Origin of the sequence: Kitasatospora sp. HPM-01-4 (assembly GCF_051374625.1) — a bacterium.
In the GTDB taxonomy this organism is placed as follows: domain Bacteria; phylum Actinomycetota; class Actinomycetes; order Streptomycetales; family Streptomycetaceae; genus Kitasatospora.
In genome coordinates this window covers 3,480,857-3,502,142 of the sequence record NZ_JBPQGP010000005.1, presented here as the reverse complement: position 1 = coordinate 3,502,142, position 21,286 = coordinate 3,480,857, and the positions used below count along the sequence as shown (strand labels likewise).

The following is a 21,286-nucleotide window of genomic DNA, read 5'->3' as shown; positions in this document are numbered from 1 at the left end:
GAAGCGGCCGAGCCCAACCGCCGGCAGCCCGGGGCCGACCCTGATCTCCCCCTGAGACGCGGCTCGGGGGCGTACCCTGATGCGCCCGGACGTGCAAACGTGTGACCATCTGTGGCGTGGCAGCACCCGGCACCGACCCCAAGCCCCTCATCCCTGACAGCCCGTCGGCGTCGGGGCCCGATCCGACCGTGCACGATCCGCAGCGTCCGCCCTTCCGCAAGCTGTACCGCAGCCCGAACGGGCGGATGCTCGGCGGCGTCGCCCACGGGCTCGCGGTGCACCTCGGAGTGCCGGTCACCTGGGTCAGGGCCGCGTTCATCCTGCTCTTCTTCACCCAGGGCATAGGCGGGCTGCTGTACGCGGCGTTCTGGTTCGTGGTGCCGATCGGCATCGGCGAACCCGCGCGCCGCGGCCCCCAGTGGGTCTACCACAACGGCACCTTCGTGCGCGGCGACGACGGCTTCGGCGAACTCCGCAAGGGCGGGCCGCAGCGGCTCGGCAAGCTGCGCGAACTGCTCCAGCGCACCTTCCACGGCGAGCCGGCCGAGGACGGCTCCACACCGTCCGAGGCGATCGGGCTCCCGGCGGCGGGCGGGCGCGGCGGCCTCGGGCAGCTGTTCGCCCTGCTGCTGCTGGTGGTCGGCATCATGGCGCTGCTCAGCGCCCTGCACATCCAGACCGCCAAGCCGTACGTCTGGCCGCTGCTCACCATCGGCGTCGGTGTCGCCCTGGTCTGGCGGCAGGCCGACGACTCGCGCTGGCAGCGCTGGTTCGGCCTGGAGGGCACCAAGCGGCGGGCCGCGTACACCCGGGTCGGCGCGGGTGTGCTGCTGGTGGCGGCCGGCATCGTCGGGTTCCTGATCCTGCAGAACAGCAGCTCCACCCTGGCCGCCGTGATCGAGGCCTCGGTCGCCGTGCTGGCCGGTGTGCTGGTGCTGGTCGGCCCGTACGTGCTGCGCATGTGGCAGGACCTCGGCGCCGAGCGGACCGCGCGCATCCGGGCCCAGGAGCGCGCCGAGATCGCCGCCCACATCCATGACTCCGTGCTGCACGCCCTGACCCTCATCCAGCGCCGTGCCGAGGACCCCAAGGAGGTGCTGCGGCTGGCCCGCGCCCAGGAGCGCGAGCTGCGGCTGTGGCTCTATCGCCCGGAGGCCGCCGCCGAGTCCGCACCCGACACCCTGGCCGAGCGGATCCGCGAGGTGGTCGCCGAGGTCGAGGACCGGCACGGTGTCGCGGTGGAGCTGGTCTGCGTCGGCGACTGCCCCATGGACGAGCGGATCGCGGCCCAGATGCAGGCCGCGAGGGAGGCGATGGTCAACGCGGCCAAGTACGGTGGCGGGGGACCGGTCCAGGTGTACGCGGAGGTGGAGGGGAGGACGGTGTCGGTGTTCGTGCGTGACCACGGCCCCGGCTTCGACCCGGACACCGTGCCCGAGGACCGGATGGGCGTACGGGAGTCGATCATCGGCCGGATGAAGCGCAACGGCGGCACCGCTCGGGTGCGGCCGGCGCCGGACGGCGGTACCGAGGTCGAGCTGGAGATGGAGAGGGTTCATGACTGACGCTGCACCGGAGCGGGTGGCGAGGGTCGTCCTGGTGGACGACCACCGGATGTTCCGTACGGGGGTCCGGGCGGAGATCGGCCGGACGGAGCTCACCGGCATCGACGTGGTCGGCGAGGCGGACGACGTGGAGTCGGCCGTCCAGGTCGTCGCCGAGCAGCGGCCCGACGTGGTGCTGCTGGACGTCCACCTGCCCGGCGGCGGTGGGGTGGAGGTGCTGCGGCGCTCGGCCCCGCTGATGGGGGACTCAAGTTCAGAAGGGGCGGCGCGCAGCGCCTCGGCTGAGGGTGGTGGTGGGCGACGGGCGGGAGTCAGGTTCCTGGCGCTGTCGGTCTCGGACGCCGCCGAGGACGTGATCGGCGTGATCCGCGGCGGTGCGCGCGGGTACGTCACCAAGACCATCACCGGCACCGACCTGGTGAACGCGATCTTCCGGATCGCCGACGGCGACGCGGTGTTCTCGCCGCGGCTGGCCGGTTTCGTGCTGGACGCCTTCGCCGCCACCGACACCCCGCCGGTGGACGAGGACCTCGACCGGCTCACCCAGCGCGAGCGCGAGGTGCTGCGGCTGATCGCGCGCGGCTACGCGTACAAGGAGATCGCCAAGCAGCTGTTCATCTCGGTCAAGACCGTGGAGAGCCATGTCTCGGCGGTGCTGCGCAAGCTCCAGCTGAGCAACCGTCACGAGCTGACCCGCTGGGCCACGGCGCGCCGTCTGGTCTGAGCACTGCCGAGCGGGCGGAGCCCGGACGCGCACCGCCGCGCGTCCGGGCTCCGCCCGCTTCAGGGGTTCGCAGGTCAGATCCCGGACCGGGCCGGGCGGGCGTTCAGGGACTTCAGCAGGCGGCGGCCCAGGTTCTGGCCGGGGAGCTCGACCAGACGGTACGTCAGGTGGCTGAGTAGCAGTACGGCGGCCAGGAAGACCAGTGAGGGGCCGAACTTGCCCGGGCCGTGGTGCGGGAACGCGTCGTCCGGAAGCAGCCAGCGGACCGCGTGCAGCACCGGGATGTGCACCACGTACACCGAGTAGCTGATCGCGCCGAGCCAGGTCAGCACCCGGGGGAAGCGGCGGTCGCGCAGCAGCATGCCGAGGCCGAAGGTGGCCCAGGCGGCGGCGTAGGGGAGCGAGAAGCCCACCCAACTGGTGGTCCAGGTCCGGTAGAAGGCGTCGCCGTGGTCGTACAGGAAGCCGACCAGGACACCGCAGACCAGGACGGACCCGCAGCACACCAGGCCCCACCGGCGGGCGGTCTGGCCGCGCTCGACGCGGTGGATCACGGTGCCGGCGAACATCGTCGCGAGGATCGTCATCGACTCGAAGAAGGTCGACCTGGCGTTGAGGAACAGCAGCACCGCGCCGAGCCCGCCCAGCACCAGGGAGCCGATCCGGACCAGCGCGGCCCGTCCGGTGAGGACGCAGACCAGGCCCGCCACCATGACCACGGCGGTGGCGGCGATCATGTTCAGGGTCGAGCCCTCGTCGGTCGTGATCATGGCGGACGGCACCACGCCGCCCAGCAGCAGGGCGAGCGCGGCGAAGGCCGCGGCGATCGGAGCGCTGAGCCGGTGCCGGTTCTGGACGAAGAGCGCGCCCACGAAGAAGTAGAAGACCATCTCGTAGCAGAGCGTCCACATCGCGCCCAGTGCGCTCGGCACGTTCAGCATCTCGTGCAGCAGCAGGCCGTTGGCGACGGCGGACTGTACCGGGGCGTTCCGGACCACGTCGGGCACGGCGGACTGGGCCTTCGGCAGGATCAGCAGCGCGGCCGTGATGACCACGATGAGCAGCGGATAGATCCGGAAGATCCGGCCGATCCAGAAGCCCCGGACATCACCTCGCCGTTCCAGGGAAGCGGGAACAATATAACCGCTGACCAGGAAGAACAGCATGACGGCATATATACCGAGATCGAACTCCCGGTTAATTGTTCCTCCATACGGGATCAGATGGATCAATCCGAAATGGTGGACGGCGACCAGCAGCGCCGCCACGCCTCTGAGCGCGTCCAACCAGCCCATACGCAGGGCAGGTTGGCTCACAGGCGACTCGCCGGTACCGTCGACCGTGCTGGCACGTTGCTGTTCGATTGCAGTCACGACTCGCACGTTAGTCCATGCATACCGGGTATGTACACCCATTGCCCGCTCTCTTGCCGCCGGGCACAATCCCGCATCATCGGGTGGGTGAAGGGCCGATTTCTTCCGGGGTCATAATGGGTGCGCGCGGCCGTGCACCCGGATTGATTCAGGGAGTGCCGCGCGCTGGCATGATCGCCGCCGCCCGTACCGGCCCGAACGACGGAGCATGATGGCAGACACCTCGGTCGACGGCGCGGCGCGCGCACCGGTGGTGGCCGCCGCCCCGGCCGCGCCGAGCCCCCACCGCCGCAGACCGCTCAACAAGCTGCTCGCCGCGGCGCGTTACGCGGCACCCGCCCTGCTCGGCTACGCGGCGGTGCGGGCAGTGGGGCTGGCGCTGCTGGTGCTGTGGGACGTCAAGCACGGCACCCACAGCCTGCACCGGCTGAGCACCATGTGGGACGCGTACTGGTACCAGGACATCGCGGTGCACGGCTACGCGGGCTCCAAGCCGGTACCCGGGCCGCACGGTCCATACCAGGCGTACGCGTTCTTCCCGGTCTATCCGGCGCTGATCAAAGCGGCCTGGTGGCTGCTGCCGCTGCCGGTCAACTACGCGGCGCTGCTGGTGGCCTGGGCCGGTGCACTGCTCGCGGCCTGGGGCGTCTTCGCGGTGGCGGCCCGGCTGTACGGGCGGCGGACGGGCGTGATCGCCGCGGTCCTGTGGGGGGTGACCCCGTACGCCGTGGTGGAGAACATGGCGTACTCCGAGCTGCTGTTCACCGCCTTCGCCGCCTGGGCGATGTACGCGGCGGTGACGCACCGCTGGCTCTGGGCAGGGACGCTCAGCACCCTGGCCGGGCTGACCAGACCGACCGGCGTGGCGGTCGCGGTGGCGGTCGGCCTCGGAGCGCTGGGCGCGCTCGCGGCGCACCGGTGGCGCCGCCGCGACCGGGGTGCCGAGGCCCTGGCGTGGTGGCGGCCGCTGCTCGGGGCGGCGATCGCGCCGCTCGGCTTCGCCGGCTTCATCGCCTGGGTCGGTCTGCGGAAGGGCAGTTGGGACGGGTACTTCAAGGTCCAGGAGGCCTGGGAGTCCCAGTTCGACTTCGGCCGCTCCACCTACCGGGTGCTCCGGTCGATGCTGGTGGACGCCGGGCCGGTCTGGCTGACCGACGTGGTGGTGGCCGGGACGCTCGCGGCGTCGGTGCTGCTCTTCGTGGTCTGCCTGCTCCAGCGCCAACCGCTGACCCTGCTGGTGTTCAGCGGGATGATGCTGCTGCTGGCGCTCGGTGACGCGGCGTACTTCAACTCCCGCGCCCGCTTCCTGATCCCGGCCTTCGCCCTGCTGCTGCCGCTGGCCGCGGGGCTCGCCAGACTGCGGACCAGGGGAGCGGCGGCAGCCGTTCTCGGCTTCGCCGCGCTCTGTTCCGCGGCCTACGGCGGCTATGTCGTCTTCGTCTACACCAACTCGCCCTGATGCAAAGGCGACTGTCGGTTCACTGGGTCACGTCGAAGGGGAGTCTGTGATGACCGCGAGCGCTACGGCCGCCGTACCGATAGCCAGGCGGACGTCCGGCCAGGACTCGGACGCCCGCAGTGCGGCCGGCGGCCGCCTCCGGTGGCTCTGGCCGGCCCTGCTCATGCTGGTGGTCGGCGGCTACGGCAGCTGGCGGCCGGCGCTGTGGAGCGACGAACTGGTCAGCTGGAACGCCGCCCGCCGGAGCACCGGCGAGCTGTTCGACCTGCTCGGCCACGTCGACGCGGTCACCGGCCTCTACTACCTGCTGATGCACTACTGGGTGGCGCTGTTCGGCGACTCGCTGGCGGTACTGCGGCTGCCCTCGGTGCTGGCGATGGCCGGCGCGGCGGCGTTCGTCGCGCTGACCGGCGAGCGGCTGTTCGGAAGCCGGGCCGGACTCGCGGCCGGGTGCCTGTTCGCGCTGGTGCCGTCCGTCTCCCGGTACGCCCAGGAGATGCGCGGGTACGCCTTCGTGGTGCTCGCGGCGGCGGCGGCGACCTGGCTGCTGCTGCGCGCGCTGGAGCAGCCCCGGCCGCTGCGCTGGGCGGCGTACGGCGGTGCGGTGTTGGCCGCCGGGTTCTTCCACATGATCTCGCTGGTTTTCCTGGCCGCACACGGGATCGTGGTGCTCGGCCGCTGGTGGCAGCAGCGGCGCCACCCCGTGCTGGTCGGCTTCGTGCTCTCGGTGGGAGCCGCGCTGCTGCCGGTGGTGCCGCTCGCGCTGCTCGGCCACCGCCAGGTCGGACGCCAGCTCAACTGGCTGACCGCGCCGACCTTCCAGTACGTGTTCGACTCCTTCTGGCACATGCTGTTCGGTTCGGCCGCGGTGAGCCTGGCGGTGCTGGCGCTCGCGGCGCTGCCGCTGGCCTGGCCCGCCGGGCGGCGTTCCGCCGTCGAGATCGGGCTGATGGCGGTGCTGCCGATCGTGCTGGTCTGGCTGGTGTCGCAGGGATCGACCGCGTACTTCCTGGACCGCTACCTGCTCTTCACGGTGCCCGCCTGGAGCGTCCTGGCCGGGGCCGGACTGACCGCGCTGCGGCCGCGCCTGCTGGCGCCGCTGGGGCTGGTGCTGGTCCTGCTCCTCGGGGCGCAGGACCAGCGCGAGATCCGCCGCGAGTTCGCGCACACCGGCCTGGACGCCAAGGCGGCCGCGGCGGTGATCGTCAAGGGCTACCGGCCCGGGGACGGCATCGTGGCGCTGCGGGGCAGCCAGGACGCGTACATCCAGCTGGACAGCGCGCTGAGCTACTACCTGCCGCGCTCGGTGCAGTTGAAGGACGTGCTGGTGGAGCGCAGCGCGGCGGCCGTCGGCGACATCTACCCGCAGCTGTGCGCGGATCCGGCGGCCTGCATCGGTGACACGCGCCGGGTGTGGGTGCTGACCGACGGTTCCTCGCTGGACAAGCCGCTGGACCACTACGGCGAGCCGCAGGCCTCGGCGCTGGAGCGGCTGTTCCCGAAGCGGACCTCGACGGCGGTGCGGGGGATGGTGGTCACGCTCTTCGAGCGGTGAACCGGCGGGGTGCGGGGAACCGCCCGGTGGACCCCGCGAGTTGACGGGGCCCGGCCGGGCGGTACCTGAGAAGGCACCAACGTGCCCGGCCGGGCGGGCGGTTCCCCGCACCCCAGGGCATTACGCGGGGCGGACGGCCCCGGCGTAGGGCATGGCGTCGACCGACTCGTAGCGGACCGGCGCGCCCGGGTGCGGTGCGTGGATCATGCGCCCATGGCCCGTGTAGAGGCCGACATGGCTGATGCCCGAGTAGAAGAAGACCAGGTCACCGGGCTGGAGTTGGCCGCGCCCGATCCTGGGGGCGGCGCCGATCTGGGCGTAGGTGGTGCGCGGCAGGGACACCCCGGCGGACCGCCAGGCGGCCTGGACCAGGCCGGAGCAGTCGTACGAGTCCGGGCCGGTGGCTCCCCAGACGTAGGGCTTGCCGAGCTGGGCCCGGGCGAAGGCGATCGCGGCGGAGGCCCGCCCAGCGGCCGGCAGCGTCATGCCGCCGGGGCCCGCGCCGCCAGGGTTTGTGCCGCCGGGGCCCGCGCCCCGTCCGGCGCCGGTGAGCCCGGCGAGCAGCGCCTGCGCCTGGGCCAGCTTCTCCTGGACGGCGGTCCGCTCGGCGGCGAGCTGCCGCTGCCGGCCGGCCAGCTCGGCGAGCCGGGAGCGGGCCTCGGCGGTCTGCGCCTCCAGGGCGATGCGCTGCTGGCCGTACTGCTGGAGCGCCTGCTGCTCGATGGCGCCGGCCTGGCCGAGCATCCCGGCGCGCTGCAGGAACTGCTGCGGGTCGTCGGCGAGGGCGAGCTGGAGGGCGGTGGGCAGGCCGCTGCTGCGGTACTGCTCGGCGGCGAGGGCGCCCAGCCGGGTGCGGGTGGCCTCGATCGCGGCGACCTTGCGGGCCAGTTCGTCCTGGAGCCGGGCCACCCGCCGCTGGAGTTCGTCGGCCTGCTCCCTGGCGCCGTCGTAGCGCTGGGTGGACTGCTCGGCCTCCCGGTAGAGCCCGTCCACCCGGGATCTGACCTGCTCGGCGGTGGGCGGTGGCGCGGCCTGGGCGGGGGCGGCGAGCGCGGTGACGGAGGCGGTCACCGAGACGGCGGCTCCGGTGGCCACCCCGGCCACCGCCCTGGACCGGAACCGGCCGGGGCGGGGCTTCCTGTGCGACGCCATGGCGGCGGTCTCCTTTCGAGCCGGGCCACGGGCGGTGCGGGCGGTGCCTGGTGCTGGTGGGGCCTGGTGCGGGTGGGAGCCCGCCGTGGACCGGCTTCGGAGCGGGACGCTAGTCGGCGGGTGGGCACGCTGGGCCGAGAGTCACGGCTCTGAGCGTAGTTCTGCGGAACTGTCCGTTCCGGGAGCGGATTGTGAACGGAACGGTGCCGCAGTGGTTGTGAACGAGCCGGACGGCGGAGGTCCGGGATTGCCCCGGGGACTGTCGGCGCCGGGCCATAGACTCGAAGGGCCATGACTAGCCTCTTTGACGACCTCCCGCTCCCCGGTTTCGAGGCTCCTGCCGCCGGGTCGAAGCCGACCGCCGACGAGCCGCCGTACGGCAGTGACGAGTCGTACGAGCCCTACGAGCCGTACGACGAGGCCCCGTACGAGGAGGAGCTCCCCGACGGCCTGTTCCAGACCGACTACGCCGCCGCCACCGAGCGTGACGCCTGGCACCGCAACGGCGCCGCCCGCACCGTGGTCGACCCGGTGCAGCTGCTGGAGGGCATGAACGACCCGCAGCGCGAGGCCGTGCTGCACGCCGGCTCCCCGCTGCTGATCGTGGCCGGTGCCGGGTCGGGCAAGACCCGGGTGCTGACCCACCGGATCGCGCACCTGCTGGCCGCGCGCGGGGCGCAGCCCGGCGAGATCCTGGCGATCACCTTCACCAACAAGGCGGCCGGCGAGATGCGCGAGCGCGTCGAGGCCCTGGTCGGCCCGCGCGCCCGGGCGATGTGGGTCTCCACCTTCCACAGCGCCTGTGTGCGGATCCTGCGCCGCGAGTCCAAGCAGCTGGGCTTCACCTCCAGCTTCTCCATCTACGACTCCGCGGACTCGCAGCGGCTGATGTCCCTGGTCTGCCGCGACCTGGACCTGGACCCGAAGCAGTTCCCGCCGAAGTCCTTCACCGCGAAGATCAGCAACCTCAAGAACGAGCTGATCGACGAGGAGACCTACGCCGGCCAGGCCGCGAACCCGATGGAGCGCAAGCTCGCCGAGGCGTACACCCTCTACCAGCGGCGCCTGCGCGAGGCCAACGCGCTGGACTTCGACGACATCATCATGACCACGGTGAACCTGCTCCAGGCGTTCCCCGACGTCGCCGAGCACTACCGGCGCCGGTTCCGGCACATCCTGGTCGACGAGTACCAGGACACCAACCACGCCCAGTACATGCTGGTGCGCGAGCTCAGCGGCGGCTCGGTGGCGGCCGCCCCCAAGCGCACCGTGGACGGCGACTGGGTCAACGAGGCCGCCGGCCGCCTCAGTGAGGTGCCGCCCGCCGAGCTCTGCGTGGTCGGTGACGCGGACCAGTCGATCTACGCCTTCCGCGGCGCGACGATCCGCAACATCCTCCAGTTCGAGGAGGACTACCCCGACGCCACCACCATCCTGCTGGAGCAGAACTACCGCTCCACCCAGACCATCCTCGGCGCCGCCAACGCCGTCATCGAGCGCAACACCAACCGCCGCAAGAAGAACCTGTGGACGGCCGGCGAGCACGGCGAGAAGGTGGTCGGCTACGTCGCCGACGACGAGCACGGCGAGGCCCAGTTCATCGCCGACGAGATCGACCGGCTCACCGACGCGGGCGATGCCAGGCCCGGCGACGTGGCGATCTTCTACCGGACCAACGCCCAGTCCCGGGTCTTCGAAGAGGTCTTCATCCGGGTCGGCCTGCCGTACAAGGTCGTCGGCGGTGTCCGCTTCTACGAGCGCAAGGAGGTCCGGGACGTCCTGGCCTACCTGCGGGTGCTGGCCAACCCCGAGGACACCGTGCCGCTGCGCCGGATCCTCAACGTGCCCAAGCGCGGCATCGGCGAGCGCGCCGAGGCCATGGTCGACGCCCTCGCCGCGCGCGAGCGGATCAGCTTCGCCCAGGCGCTGCTGCGGGTGGACGAGGCGTACGGGATGGCCGCGCGCTCGGCCAACGCGGTGAAGAAGTTCAACGCGCTGATGGCGGGGCTGCGCCAGGTGGTCGAGTCGGGCGCGGGCCCCGCCGCGGTGCTGGAGGCGGTCCTGGAGGAGACGGGCTACCTGGCCGAACTCCAGTCCTCCACCGACCCGCAGGACGAGACCCGGGTGGAGAACCTCCAGGAGCTCGCCTCGGTCGCCCTCGAGTACGAGCAGGACCCGGGCGAGCGGCCGGACGCCGAGGACGAGGGCGCGCCGCCGGTCGGCTCGCTCTCCGACTTCCTGGAGCGGGTCGCGCTGGTGGCCGACTCCGACCAGATCCCGGACGAGGACGAGGAGGGCGCGGGCGTCATCACGATGATGACCCTGCACACCGCCAAGGGCCTGGAGTTCCCGGTGGTCTTCCTGACCGGCATGGAGGACGGGATCTTCCCGCACATGCGCGCGCTCAACCAGGTCAAGGAGCTGGAGGAGGAGCGCCGCCTCGCCTACGTCGGACTGACCCGGGCCCGCAAGCGCCTCTACCTCACGCGCTCGGTGCTGCGCAGCGCCTGGGGCCAGCCCTCGTACAACCCGGCATCCCGCTTCCTGGAGGAGATCCCGGAGTCGCTGGTGGAGTGGAAGCGCACGGGCGCGGCGTCGGCGCCGGGCTCGCGCGGCTTCTCGTCCTCCTCTTCGCGCTCGTCCTCCTCCTCGCGGTCCTCGTCCTACGGCTCCTCGTCCTCCTCCCCGTCCTCGCGTACGGCGGCCGGGCCCAAGGCGGGTTGGGGCCAGTCCGCGCGGCGGGTGGTCGAACGCGAGGTGGCCGCGCTGGCGGTCGGCGACCGGGTCACCCACGACAGCTTCGGCCTCGGCACGGTGGTGGCCACCCAGGGCGTGGGCGACAGGGCGCAGGCGACGATCGACTTCGGTGCGTCCGGGCGGAAGCAGCTGCTGCTCCGGTACGCGCCGGTGGAGAAGCTCTGACCGTCCCCGGAACAGGGGTGGGCCGGCAGGCCCGGGAGCCTGGCGCGCATGCCTCTCAGGAGGCGTGGCGTCCGGTCTGTGGCTCCTGTGCGCCGGCCCGCCTCCGCTCCGCCGTCTCCAGCGCGCGCCGTACGGACTCGACCGCACGGGGGTGCGAGGGCAGGCCGATGTGCCCGGCGCCCGCGACGAGTCGGTTGTCCGAGGTCAGGTCCGGGTGGTGCAGCCAGCCGTGCGGGCCGGGCAGCACCAGTTCGTCCAACTCGCCCCGGACGGCGGTGAACCGGGTGCGGCACCCTGGCGCGGGCAGCCGCAGCTCGGCCATCAGCGGGCTGTTCGGGCGCAGTTGGCGGGTGATCGGGAACGGGGCCGGAAGGAGCGCGGCCATCGTCCCCTCGTGCGGGGTCGCCAGGGTCACCAGGGTGTCCACCAGCTCGTCCCCGCCCAGGAGTTGGACGTAGTAGCGGGCGATCAGCCCGCCCAGGCCGTGCCCGACCAGGGCGACCGGAGCGCCGTCGTGGGCCTGCCTGGCCCACTCGACGTGCCGGGCCAGCAGGACGGCGGCCGCCCGCACGTCCCCGGTCAGCGGGGAGTGGTTGAGGGCGTGCAGATGGGTCCAGCCGTGGCGGCGCAGTGTGCGGCGGAGCGGGGCGAAGACCGCTCGGTTGTCGTTGAGGCCGTGCAGCAGCAGCACCGGACCGTGGTGCGCGGGCGCCGCCGAGTACCGGGCCGGGCAGGGGCGCGGCTGCCGCTCGGACGGGACACCGGTCGGACAGCGGAGCGGGCGGCCGACGGGGGCGGCGGCCTCCGCGCCCGCGCCACGGACGGTGGCGGCGGTCCGCTGGAACGGGATGCTCATTCGGCTCTCCCCGGCAGGGCGGCACGGATGCCCCCGGGCCGGCCGGCGCCGGGGCGGGCGGTGCCCACCTGGCCGGTGTCCGTACGGGCGGTGCCCGTACGCGCGGTACCCGGACGGGCAGGTGCGACAGCGCTCACCCAGGAGTCTGCGGTGCCCGGACGGGAGTGGGCAGTGCACATACGGGCGCGCGCAGTGCACTCGGCGGTGCGGCTGGAGCCGACCCGGGCGCCGGCGGGGCGCGGCAGGGGGTACGCACCGCGCGGAAGTGGGTACGTACGAGGGTGAATGGTGGGTGGTGCTGTGATTTTCCCCTCCTCTTGACGGGCGAAACAGCCATCCGGCCCCGGTGGCGCTAACCTCCCCTCAGATCTGTTATCGGTGGTTAACCGCGCGCGTGCCCGATCCGGTCGGCCGCTGTGGTGGACAACGTGGTCCAGGAGGCAGTCATGGGTGTGTCAGGGCCGATCCGAGTGGTGGTCGCCAAGCCGGGGCTGGACGGTCACGACCGAGGGGCCAAGGTCATCGCGCGGGCGCTGCGCGACGCCGGTATGGAGGTCATCTACACCGGCCTGCACCAGACACCGGAACAGGTCGTGGACACCGCGATCCAGGAGGACGCGGACGGCATCGGACTGTCGATCCTCTCGGGCGCGCACATGACGCTGTGCGCGCGGGTCATCGAGCTGCTCAAGGAGCGGGACGCCGCCGACATCAAGGTCTTCTGCGGCGGGATCATCCCGGACGAGGACATCGCCGAACTCAAGCGGATCGGCGTCGCGGACATCTTCACCCCGGGCACCCCGACCCGCGACGTGGTGGCCTGGGTCGAGGCCAACCTCCGCGCCGCGGGCTGAGACCGGGCGCGGCCTTCGGCCACGCCGTACTCCGGACCCCACCGCCCCAGGGCTGCCGCCGTGCGCCCCTGGGGCGGTCGCACGGCCGAGCCGGGGGCGGCCGTCGGAGCGATGACGGCTCTCAGCCGTTCAGTTCGGCCAGCATCGCCTCCCGGAAGCGCAGGGTCGAGGCCAGCCGGCTGAAGGTGTCGGCCCAGGCGCTGTCCGGTGCGGCGCCGGACGCCAACGCCTCGACGGCCGGGGCGGTTTCGGGCGCGAGCGCGCGCTCGGTCATGCCCAGCACCCCGCTGTGGCTCCACGGGTAGGCGCCGGACCTGGCGGAGCGCTCGAGTGCCGCCACCACGGCGGTACTCAGCGGCGGTGTCCAGGGAGTGGCGCAGGCACCCAGCAGCTGGAACGCCTCACCGAGACCGTGGCCGTCGATGAACTCGGCCGTCCAGGCCGCCTGTTCGGCCGACGGCAGGACCGCGAGCAGCTTGGCCGGCGCGCCCGCGGTACCGCCCGCCTGGCCGGGACCGGGGCTCGGACCGAGCAGCGCCCGGGCCCACTCGACGTGGTGCTGGCGGACGGCGGCCCGCGCCCAGCCCTCCCGCAGATCGTCGGCCCAGCTCCCGGCCTGTCCGGGATGGTCGGCGCCCTCGCGGTCGTGGCCCGCGTCGGAGTCGACGACGGGTAGCCGCAGCAGTTCCTCGGGGGTGAGACCGGTGTCGGCGGTCCACAGGTCGAGCGGCGCCGCGGCGATGATCTCGCCGAACCACCAGGCCCGCTGACCGCGCCCGGTGGGCGACTTGGGCGGTATGCCGTCCCGCTGCATCGCCGCGTCGCACTCGGCGGGCGGGCTGACGGCGAGTCGGATGACACCGGCACCGGTGGCCGGGCGGACCAGGCGCACGGCGGCACGGGCGCGCGCGGCCATCCGGGTTGCGAGCGCCGACTGCGGCAGGGTGGAGAGCAGTTCGGCGGCGGTGCCGCGGACGTTCTTGCTGCGGTCCGAGAGAGCGGCCTCCAGGAAAGGCTCGTCGAGCTGGGAGAGGCCTTCCTGCAGGGCGTCCAGGAAGAGCAGGCGGTCCTCGGCGCGCTCGGTGGACCAGGTGCCGCGCAGCAGGTCGAGGGCGGCGGCCGGGTCGCTGCGGCGGAGCCTGGTGAGATGCGTGACCCGCTCGGCGAACAGGCCCTCCTGCCAGATCCGGTCACCCGGATCGGCCGGAACCGGGGCCTCTCCGCCGGTGGCGGGGGTGCCCGGCTCCACCGCGACGCGGGTGACGAACCGCCAGTCCGGGTTCCGCTCGGCCAGCCAGCGGCCGAGCGGGCCGGCCAGCGCCACCGTGTCGGCCCGCAGCTCGCTGCGGGCCCGCGCCGCCTCCAGCAGGGCGGGCACGAGTGCGGCGGGCACCCTGAAGTCCCGCTCCCTGGCGGTGGCGAGCCACTGGGGCAGCAGCTCGCCGAGGTTGGCCACCATGCCCGCGCCGCTCCGCCCGCCGACCAGGACGGCGAGCCGCCTGGCGGCCGCCTCGGGCAGCTCGCGGCGCGGGTCGGGCGCGGCAGGCCCGGGCAGACCGCCGGACTCGGCGGCCACGGCCCCGGCCCTGCGGCGGACCGCCTCCAGCGCGGCCAGCTCCAGCAGCGCGGTGGCGGCGTCGGTACGGTCCACGGCCTGCGCCGCGGCGCTGAACGCCGGTGAACCGGTCAGGCCGGGCAGCGGGCGGCGGTCGGTGCCGAGCATGGCGGTGGTCTGGAGGTCTTCCCAGCTGTCGCTGGCGGTCGTGAAGGCGGTCACTGGTCGGCTCCTCTGCTCGGGCGGGCCGGTCGGCCTGCGGTGGTGGGTGCGGCGGTGCGTGGCGCCGGGTGCGGGCGGGCGCCGCCGGTGCGGCCCTCGGTGGGCGGAGCGCCGGCCGGCCGGGCGGGGCGGAGGGTCACTGGGCGACCCCCGTCGGACGGTGGTCGTGGCCCCAGGCGGTGACCGGGGCGAAGCCCGCGTGGCCGTACTCGCCGAAGATGGTCACCGGGTGGCCGGCCGAGACGGCGGCGAGCCGCCAGAGCGCGGACTCCGGGACACTCCCGCGGCGGACCGGGACGCTGTGCAGACCGTCCGTCAGCTGCCAGCCCTCGGCGTCGAGGACGGGCACGACACCGCTCAGCGTGGTCGGCCAGGACTCCAGCCACGGATCGTCCGCGACCGCCGCGCCGTACTCGGCGACCGCCTCGGCCACCGAGAGCCCGCCGGGTGACTGGGCCGGACCGGGCTCGGGGGCGCCGTACCTGGTGCCGAGGACGGCCCGCAGCGGGCGGACGCCGGGGTGGAAGGCCAGCTCGGCCTCCAGCAGGCGGCCGGTGGGAAGGACCAGGTCGGGTGCCTGGCCGGGGCGGCCGAAGGAGAGCAGCAGGGCCGGACGGCCGGTCTTGGCGCCGCGCAGCCAGATCCGACGGGTGGTCAGCCGCTCGTCCGAGGTGTCGCGGGCGCCGAGCACCAGCCAGCGGTCCCGCACCGTCGGCCCGGCGAGCAGCTCGGCGGTGTCCGTGGTGTAGCCGACCCGGGCCCGGACGGTCGCGGCGAGCGGGTCGGGCAGCTGATCGACCCGGCCGAACGCGCCGGCCAGCAGGTGCAGCAGTGCGTACTCGGCGAGCAGGGCATGCTGCGGGGCGTTGTCCAACTCCCGTACGCGGGCGGCGAGTCCGGGGGCCTGGGCGTCGACCATCCGGGCCGCGACCTCGTCCCAGCCGCCGGCGGCCGAGGTGTGGTCGGCGAGACCGTGCCGGATCCGGTCGGCCAGCCGCAGCCGCAGCTCCTGGGCGCCCGCCGCGACCCGGGCGGCCCGCCGGTCGGCCCTCCGCCGGGCCGCCGCCGGGTCGGCCGCCTCGGCCTCCGCCCGGGCCGCCAGCCGCTGGGTCGCCTGCTCGCCGCGCTGCCGGCGGCCGTCCAGCCACTCGGCGGCCCAGTCGGGCGGCTCGGCTCCCTCGGCGACCGTCTCCGGGCTGCCGCTCCAGAGCAGCAGCAGGCCCAGGGCGTGCTTGCACGGGAACTTCCGGCTGGGGCAGGTGCACTTGTACGCGGGCGTGGCCAGTTCGACCACCGTCCGGTAGGGCGTGCTGCCGCTGCCCTTGCACTGCCCCCACAGCGCGCCCCCGCCCCAGCCGGCCTGCGACCAGGGCGCGGGCGCGGACAGCTTTCCGGCCGCCTTGCACGACGCCTGGTCGGGCGCGAGGGACAGGATGTGTTCGGTGCTCCAGCGTTCCTCCATGGCGACGACGCTAGGACGGGCCACTGACAGCCGGGCCGGGTGAACTGACGTCCGGTCACCGCTCGGACGTCCGTTGTCAGTGGGTGGGTGCATGGTTGTTCCTGCGAGCCGGGAACGTACGTACAACCCACCCGTTCTCGCACGTCAGAAGACATCTGCGCCGATGCTCCCCACCGATCCACCACCGTCAGGGGCCCCTCTGGAAGGGCCTCGGCGGACGACTTCGAGGAGCCTGTGATGACCACCCTTTCGAGTGATGCCGCCGTCGGGTCCGAGGGGCGGGGCGAGGCCCCGGCCGAGGTCCTCCGGCAGCACGCGGAGGACGCCTTCGCGGCCGAGCTGGCCGCCCTCGCCGCGCACGACGACCGGCCGCGCCCCGAGCGCTGGCGGCTCTCGCCCTGGGCCGTCGCCACCTACCTGCTGGGCGGTGAGCTGCCCGACGGCACCGTGATCACCCCCAAGTACATCGGCCCGCGCCGGGTCGTCGAGGTCGCCGTCACCACGCTGGCCACCGATCGCGCGCTGCTGCTGCTCGGCGTCCCCGGCACCGCGAAGACCTGGGTCTCCGAGCACCTCGCCGCCGCGATCAGCGGCGACTCCACGCTGCTCGTCCAGGGCACCGCGGGCACCCCGGAGGAGGCCGTCCGCTACGGGTGGAACTACGCCCAGCTGCTCGCCCAGGGCCCCAGCCGCGAGGCCCTGGTGCCCTCCCCGGTGATGCGGGCCATGGCCGACGGGAAGATCGCCCGGGTCGAGGAGCTGACCCGGATCCCGGCGGACGTCCAGGACAGCCTGATCACCATCCTGTCCGAGAAGACGCTGCCGATACCCGAGCTCGGCACCGAGGCGCAGGCCGTGCGCGGCTTCAGCCTGATCGCCACCGCCAACGACCGCGACCGCGGCGTCAACGAGCTCTCCAGCGCGCTCCGCCGCCGGTTCAACACCGTGGTGCTGCCGCTGCCCGCCACCCTGGACGAGGAGGTCGACATCGTCACCCGCCGGGTCAACCAGCTCGGCCGCTCCCTCGACCTGCCCGAACTGCCCGGCGGCGCCGAGGAGATCCGCCGGGTGGTCACCGTCTTCCGCGAGCTGCGCGACGGCATCACCGCCGACGGCCGCACCAAGGTCAAGACACCCAGCGGCACCCTCTCCACGGCCGAGGCGATCTCGGTCGTCACCAACGGCCTCGCCCTGGCCGCCCACTTCGGCGACGGCGTGCTGCGCGCCGCCGACATCACCACCGGCATCGCCGGGGCCGTGGTCCGCGATCCGGTCGCCGACCAGGCGGTCTGGCGCGAGTACGTCGAGGGTGTGATCCGCGAGCGGGACGGCTGGAAGGACTTCTACCGCGCCGCCCGCGAGCACTCCCGCTGAGCCACCGGATCCGTTGAGAGGGGAGGACACCATGAGTACCGAGGTGACCCTGCTGGGCGTACGACACCACGGGCCGGGATCGGCCCGCGCGGTGGCCGCCGCGCTGGAGCAGCTGCGGCCGGACGCCGTCCTGATCGAGGGCCCGCCGGAGGCCGACCAGATCATCGCGTTGGCGGCGGAGAAGGACATGGTGCCGCCCGTCGCGCTGCTCGCCCACGTCGTCGACGACCCGGCCAGGGCCGCGTTCTGGCCCTTCGCGGCCTTCTCGCCCGAATGGGTCGCCATCCGGCACGCGGTCGAGCGCGAGATCCCGGTCAGGTTCATCGACCTGCCCGCCGCGCAGACCTTCGCCCTGGCGGAGAACGCCCCGGGAGTGCCGGAGGGTACGTCCCCGGCTCCGGGCACCGGAGCGGACACCGGCGCCCCGGCCGGGCCGGCCGACCCGTCGCCGGTCGTCCTCGACCCGATCCGCGCCCTCGCCGAGGCCGCCGGCCACGACGACCCCGAGCGCTGGTGGGAGGACGTGATCGAGCACCGCGCGCCCGGCGCCGACGCCCTCGCCCCCTTCGAGGCCGTCGCCGAGGCGATGACCGCCCTGCGCGAGCCGGTCGGCCCCGGCACGGCCGCGGCCGTCGGCCGCCGGGACGAGCTGCGCGAGGCCCACATGCGCCAGCAGATCCGCGCCGCCCGCCGCGCCGGCCACACCCGGATCGCCGTGGTCTGCGGCGCCTGGCACGTCCCCGCCCTGCAGACCATGCCGACCGTCGCCCACGACCGGGCCCTGCTCGCCGGGCTGCCCAAGAAGGCGAAGACCGACATCACCTGGGTGCCCTGGACCCACCGCAGGCTCTCCCAGCACACCGGCTACGGCGCCGGGATCGACTCACCCGGCTGGTACCACCACCTCTTCACCGCCGGCTCCGAGCCGGTGGCCCGCTGGATGACCACGGTCGCCGAGCTGCTCCGCGCGGAGGACCACCCGGTCTCCTCCGCCCACGTCATCGAGGCCGTCCGGCTGGCCGACTCGCTCGCCGTGATGCGCGGCCGTCCGCTCGCGGGGCTCACCGAGACCCTCGACGCCGTGCGTTCGGTCATGTGCGACGGCTCCGACGTCGCCCTCGCGCTGGTACACGACCGGCTGGTGGTCGGCGACGCCCTCGGCGAGGTCCCCGAGGCGGCGCCCGCCGTACCGCTCCAGCGCGACCTCGCCCGGCTCCAGCGCAGCCTCAGGCTCAAACCGGAGCCCGAGGAGCGCCGGCTCGACCTCGATCTGCGCAAGGAGCTGGACGCCGCCCGGTCCCGGCTCCTGCACCGGCTGCGCCTGCTGGGCATCGACTGGGGCGTCCCGGCCCGTTCCGCCGTCAACTCCACCGGCACCTTCCGGGAGAGCTGGCTGCTTCGCTGGGAGCCGGAGTTCGCGGTGCGCGTCGTCGAAGCCGCCCAGTGGGGCACCACCGTCGAGGACGCCGCGACCGGCAAGGCCGTCGACACCGCCGTCGGCACCGCCGAACTCGCCCGGCTCACCGGCCTCGCCGAGCGCTGCCTGCTCGCCGGGCTGTCCACCGCACTGCCCGCCGTGATGCGGGTCCTGGCCGACCGGGCGGCCCTGGACACCGACGTCGCCCACCTCGCCGACGCGCTCCCCGCGCTGGTCCGGGCCCTGCGCTACGGCGACGTCCGGGGCACCGACGGCAGCGCCCTGGAGGGCGTCGCCCGTGGTCTCGCCGACCGCGTCTGCGTCGGCCTCCCGCCCGCCTGCACCGGCCTCGACGCGGACGGCGCCGCCGCCATGCGCGGTCGGCTGGACGCCGTGCACACCGCCGTCGGCCTCCTGGCATCGGCGGCACCGGCGCAGCCCGGGGCGGCGGACTGCGCGGAGCGCACCGACGGTACGGACGCCACGGAGTCCGCCGCCGGCCAGGGTGCGACGGAGCACGGCGGCGAAGGCACGCCCCAGTCCCCGGCCGCGCCCGGCGCACCCGAGGGGTCCGACTCGCCGGCCGGGCGGTGGGCCGCCGCGCTGCTCTCGCTCTCCCGGCGAGAGCCCGCCGGTGGTCCGGCCACCGGAGTGCCCGGGCTGCTGCGCGGCCGCGCCGTCCGGCTGCTGCTGGACGACGGCCGGATCGACTCCGAGGAGGCCGGGCGCCGGATGGGGCTGGTGCTCTCGGCGGCCAACACCCCGGCGGACGCGGCGGGTTGGGTGGAGGGCTTCCTCTCCGGCGGCGGTGCGCTGCTGCTGCACGACACCCGGCTGCTGGGCCTGCTGGACGAGTGGCTGAGCGGGGTCAGCGGCGAGGTGTTCGTCGACGTACTGCCGCTGCTCCGGCGGACGTTCGCCGAGCTGGAGGCCGGCGTCCGGCGGACGGTCGGCGAGCGGGTCGCCGCCGGTCGCCTGGACGGATCCCCAACCGCCAAGGCGGCCGAGGATGTCCGGATCGACCTCTCCCGGGCCGACGCCGCGCTTCCCGTCCTGGCCCTCCTGCTCGGCCTCCCGGCCCCGTCCGCCGAACCACAGAAGCCCCACCTCCCACGCCAGTCCGACCGCCGAGCCTCCTGACCCGACCGGGCGGGGCCCGGTGGCGCGAACCGGGCAGGCGCCCGGTCGGCGCGGCCGCAGATGTCAGTGCCGTCCGGGAAGCTGACGCAGTGTGGCCGGAATCCGAAGCGAGCCCGGCCGCCGAGTCCCATCGGCTGTGCCTCATCCGCCGAGTCGCAGCCGCCGAGTCCCAGCCGCCGAGCGCCGGCCAGCGAGCGCCGGCCAGCGAGCGCCGGCCAGCGAGCGCCGGCCACCGAGCCCCAGCCGCCGAGCACCCGTGCCCGAACCCGAGAGCTCCCCAGACGAGGAGACCGAGATGCCCACCACTGCCGATCCCACCGCCGGCCCCGCCACGGCCCCCACCGGCACCCTCCCCGACCCGGCCGCCGAACGGCTGCGCCGCTGGCGGCTCGTCCTCGGCGGCGAGTCCGACGGCACCGGCTGCCGGCTCACCCGCCGGGACGTCGCCATCGACGGCGCGCTCGCCGCGCTCTACCGCGGCGCGGGTGACCCGGCCGGCGGCGCCAGGCGGCAGGGTGCCCGCAGCGCGGGGCTCGGCGGGTCGGCGCCGCAGGTGGCGCGCTGGCTGGGGGACATCAGGGAGTACTTCCCCACCTCCGTGGTCCAGCTGATGCAGCAGGACGCGATCACCCGGCTCGGGCTCGACCGGCTGCTGCTGGAGCCGGAGATGCTGGAGGCGGTCGAGCCGGACGTGCACCTGGTCGGCACGCTGCTCTCGTTGAAGCACGCCCTGCCCGCCACCACCAGGGAGACGGCCCGGATGGTGGTGGGGAAGGTGGTGGCCGAGCTGGAGCGCCGCCTCGCGGACCGGACGCGGGCCACGCTCGGTGGTGCCCTGGACCGCAGTGCCAAGGTCAACCGTCCGCGCCACCGGGACATCGACTGGGGCCGCACCATCCGGGCCAACCTCAAGAACTACCTGCCCGAGGCGGGGCCCGGTGGTCGCGGCACGGTGGTCCCCGAGCGGCTGATCGGGTACGCCAGGGCCCAGCGGGCGGTGAAGAAGGACGTCATCCTCTGCATCGACCAGTCGGGTTCGATGGCCCCGTCGGTGGTGCACTCGGCGGTGTTCGGCGCGGTGCTGGCCTCGATGAAGAGCCTGGACACCCGGCTGGTCGTCTTCGACACCTCGGTGGTCGACCTGACCGAGCAGCTGACCGACCCGGTGGACGTCCTGTTCGCCACCCAGCTCGGCGGCGGTACCGACATCAACCGCGCCCTCGCCTACTGCCAGTCGAAGATCACCCGCCCGTCCGAGACCATCGTCGTGCTGATCAGCGACCTCTACGAGGGCGGGATCCGCAACGAGATGCTCAAGCGGGTGGCCGCGATGAAGGCGGCCGGCGTCCAGTTCATCGCGCTGCTGGCGCTCTCGGACGAGGGTGCCCCGGCGTACGACCACGCGCACGCCGCCGCGCTGGCCGAGCTCGGCGCCCCGGCCTTCGCCTGCACACCGGACGTCTTCCCGGAGATCATGGCCGCCGCGATCGAGAAGCGGCCCCTGCCGGTACCGAACCGGGACTGAGGGCCGGGTGGAACGGCACGTGTCACCCGCGTGTGAAGGTTGCGCACCGGCCTTCACCCGGTCGGCGGATCCGGTGTGAGCCCGGTGCGCGACACGCTCGGATACGCCCGTTGTGACGGTTCTCACCAAAG

Annotated in this window: 14 protein-coding genes; 9 read left to right on the top strand and 5 right to left on the bottom strand. The window is 73.9% G+C overall.

Features of this window, described 5'->3' with window-relative positions; all coding sequences use genetic code 11:
- The first annotated feature begins 116 nt into the window (after positions 1-116).
- Both ACSMTC_RS14800 and ACSMTC_RS14795 read left to right on the top strand, forming a co-directional pair.
- Positions 117-1,565: a PspC domain-containing protein gene (locus ACSMTC_RS14800; RefSeq protein WP_436560161.1), complete on the top strand. Its 1,449-nt coding sequence runs from the start codon at positions 117-119 to the stop codon at positions 1,563-1,565.
- Complete coding sequence (locus ACSMTC_RS14795) at positions 1,558-2,289, top strand: LuxR C-terminal-related transcriptional regulator (protein ID WP_436560160.1); 732 nt, start codon at positions 1,558-1,560, stop codon at positions 2,287-2,289. Before ACSMTC_RS14800 ends, ACSMTC_RS14795 begins: the two co-directional genes overlap by 8 nt.
- A gap of 74 nt (positions 2,290-2,363) precedes the next feature.
- Here the strand turns inward: ACSMTC_RS14795 and ACSMTC_RS14790 are convergent, their stop codons facing one another.
- A complete protein-coding gene (locus ACSMTC_RS14790; RefSeq protein ID WP_436560159.1) occupies positions 2,364-3,662 on the bottom strand; it encodes an acyltransferase family protein in 1,299 nt (432 codons plus the stop codon).
- Between the two features lie 211 nt (positions 3,663-3,873).
- On the opposite strand from ACSMTC_RS14790, the gene ACSMTC_RS14785 reads away from it, so the two are divergent.
- Positions 3,874-5,121 carry a hypothetical protein gene (locus ACSMTC_RS14785; protein WP_436560158.1) on the top strand — a complete coding sequence of 416 codons (1,248 nt, stop codon included), beginning with the start codon at positions 3,874-3,876 and terminating at the stop codon, positions 5,119-5,121.
- Positions 5,122-5,170: 49 nt separating this feature from the next.
- Entirely contained in the window at positions 5,171-6,676 is a 1,506-nt protein-coding gene (locus tag ACSMTC_RS14780) for a glycosyltransferase family 39 protein (RefSeq protein WP_436560157.1), read from the top strand.
- A 120-nt stretch (positions 6,677-6,796) separates the two neighbouring features.
- On the opposite strand, the gene ACSMTC_RS14775 is transcribed toward ACSMTC_RS14780, so the two are convergent.
- Positions 6,797-7,828: a C40 family peptidase gene (locus ACSMTC_RS14775; protein WP_436560156.1), complete on the bottom strand. Its 1,032-nt coding sequence runs from the start codon at positions 7,826-7,828 to the stop codon at positions 6,797-6,799.
- Between the two features lie 291 nt (positions 7,829-8,119).
- On the opposite strand from ACSMTC_RS14775, the gene pcrA reads away from it, so the two are divergent.
- A complete protein-coding gene (gene pcrA, locus ACSMTC_RS14770) occupies positions 8,120-10,750 on the top strand; it encodes a DNA helicase PcrA (protein ID WP_436560155.1) in 2,631 nt (876 codons plus the stop codon).
- 55 nt (positions 10,751-10,805) lie between these two features.
- On the opposite strand, the gene ACSMTC_RS14765 is transcribed toward pcrA, so the two are convergent.
- Complete coding sequence (locus tag ACSMTC_RS14765) at positions 10,806-11,606, bottom strand: esterase/lipase family protein (protein ID WP_436560154.1); 801 nt, start codon at positions 11,604-11,606, stop codon at positions 10,806-10,808.
- 446 nt (positions 11,607-12,052) lie between these two features.
- On the opposite strand from ACSMTC_RS14765, the gene ACSMTC_RS14760 reads away from it, so the two are divergent.
- A complete protein-coding gene (locus ACSMTC_RS14760; RefSeq protein ID WP_145790664.1) occupies positions 12,053-12,460 on the top strand; it encodes a coenzyme B12-dependent isobutyryl CoA mutase small subunit in 408 nt (135 codons plus the stop codon).
- Positions 12,461-12,581: 121 nt separating this feature from the next.
- Here ACSMTC_RS14760 and ACSMTC_RS14755 read toward each other — a convergent pair whose 3' ends face one another.
- Positions 12,582-14,237, bottom strand: coding sequence for a DUF5691 domain-containing protein (locus tag ACSMTC_RS14755; RefSeq protein ID WP_473965316.1), 1,656 nt, complete (start codon positions 14,235-14,237; stop codon positions 12,582-12,584).
- 136 nt (positions 14,238-14,373) lie between these two features.
- Positions 14,374-15,699, bottom strand: coding sequence for an SWIM zinc finger family protein (locus ACSMTC_RS14750; protein WP_436560153.1), 1,326 nt, complete (start codon positions 15,697-15,699; stop codon positions 14,374-14,376).
- A gap of 237 nt (positions 15,700-15,936) precedes the next feature.
- Here ACSMTC_RS14750 and ACSMTC_RS14745 point away from each other — a divergent pair, with 237 nt between their 5' ends.
- From ACSMTC_RS14745 to ACSMTC_RS14735, 3 genes are all read left to right on the top strand, one after another.
- The gene (locus ACSMTC_RS14745) at positions 15,937-17,073 is read left to right on the top strand and encodes an ATP-binding protein (RefSeq protein ID WP_436560152.1); all 1,137 of its coding nucleotides are present in this window, start codon (positions 15,937-15,939) and stop codon (positions 17,071-17,073) included.
- A 31-nt stretch (positions 17,074-17,104) separates the two neighbouring features.
- Positions 17,105-19,630 (top strand): DUF5682 family protein, encoded by a 2,526-nt coding sequence (locus ACSMTC_RS14740; RefSeq protein ID WP_436560151.1) that lies wholly within the window; start codon positions 17,105-17,107, stop codon positions 19,628-19,630.
- Positions 19,631-19,925: 295 nt separating this feature from the next.
- Positions 19,926-21,155, top strand: coding sequence for a VWA domain-containing protein (locus ACSMTC_RS14735; RefSeq protein WP_436560150.1), 1,230 nt, complete (start codon positions 19,926-19,928; stop codon positions 21,153-21,155).
- The last annotated feature ends 131 nt before the right edge of the window (positions 21,156-21,286 follow it).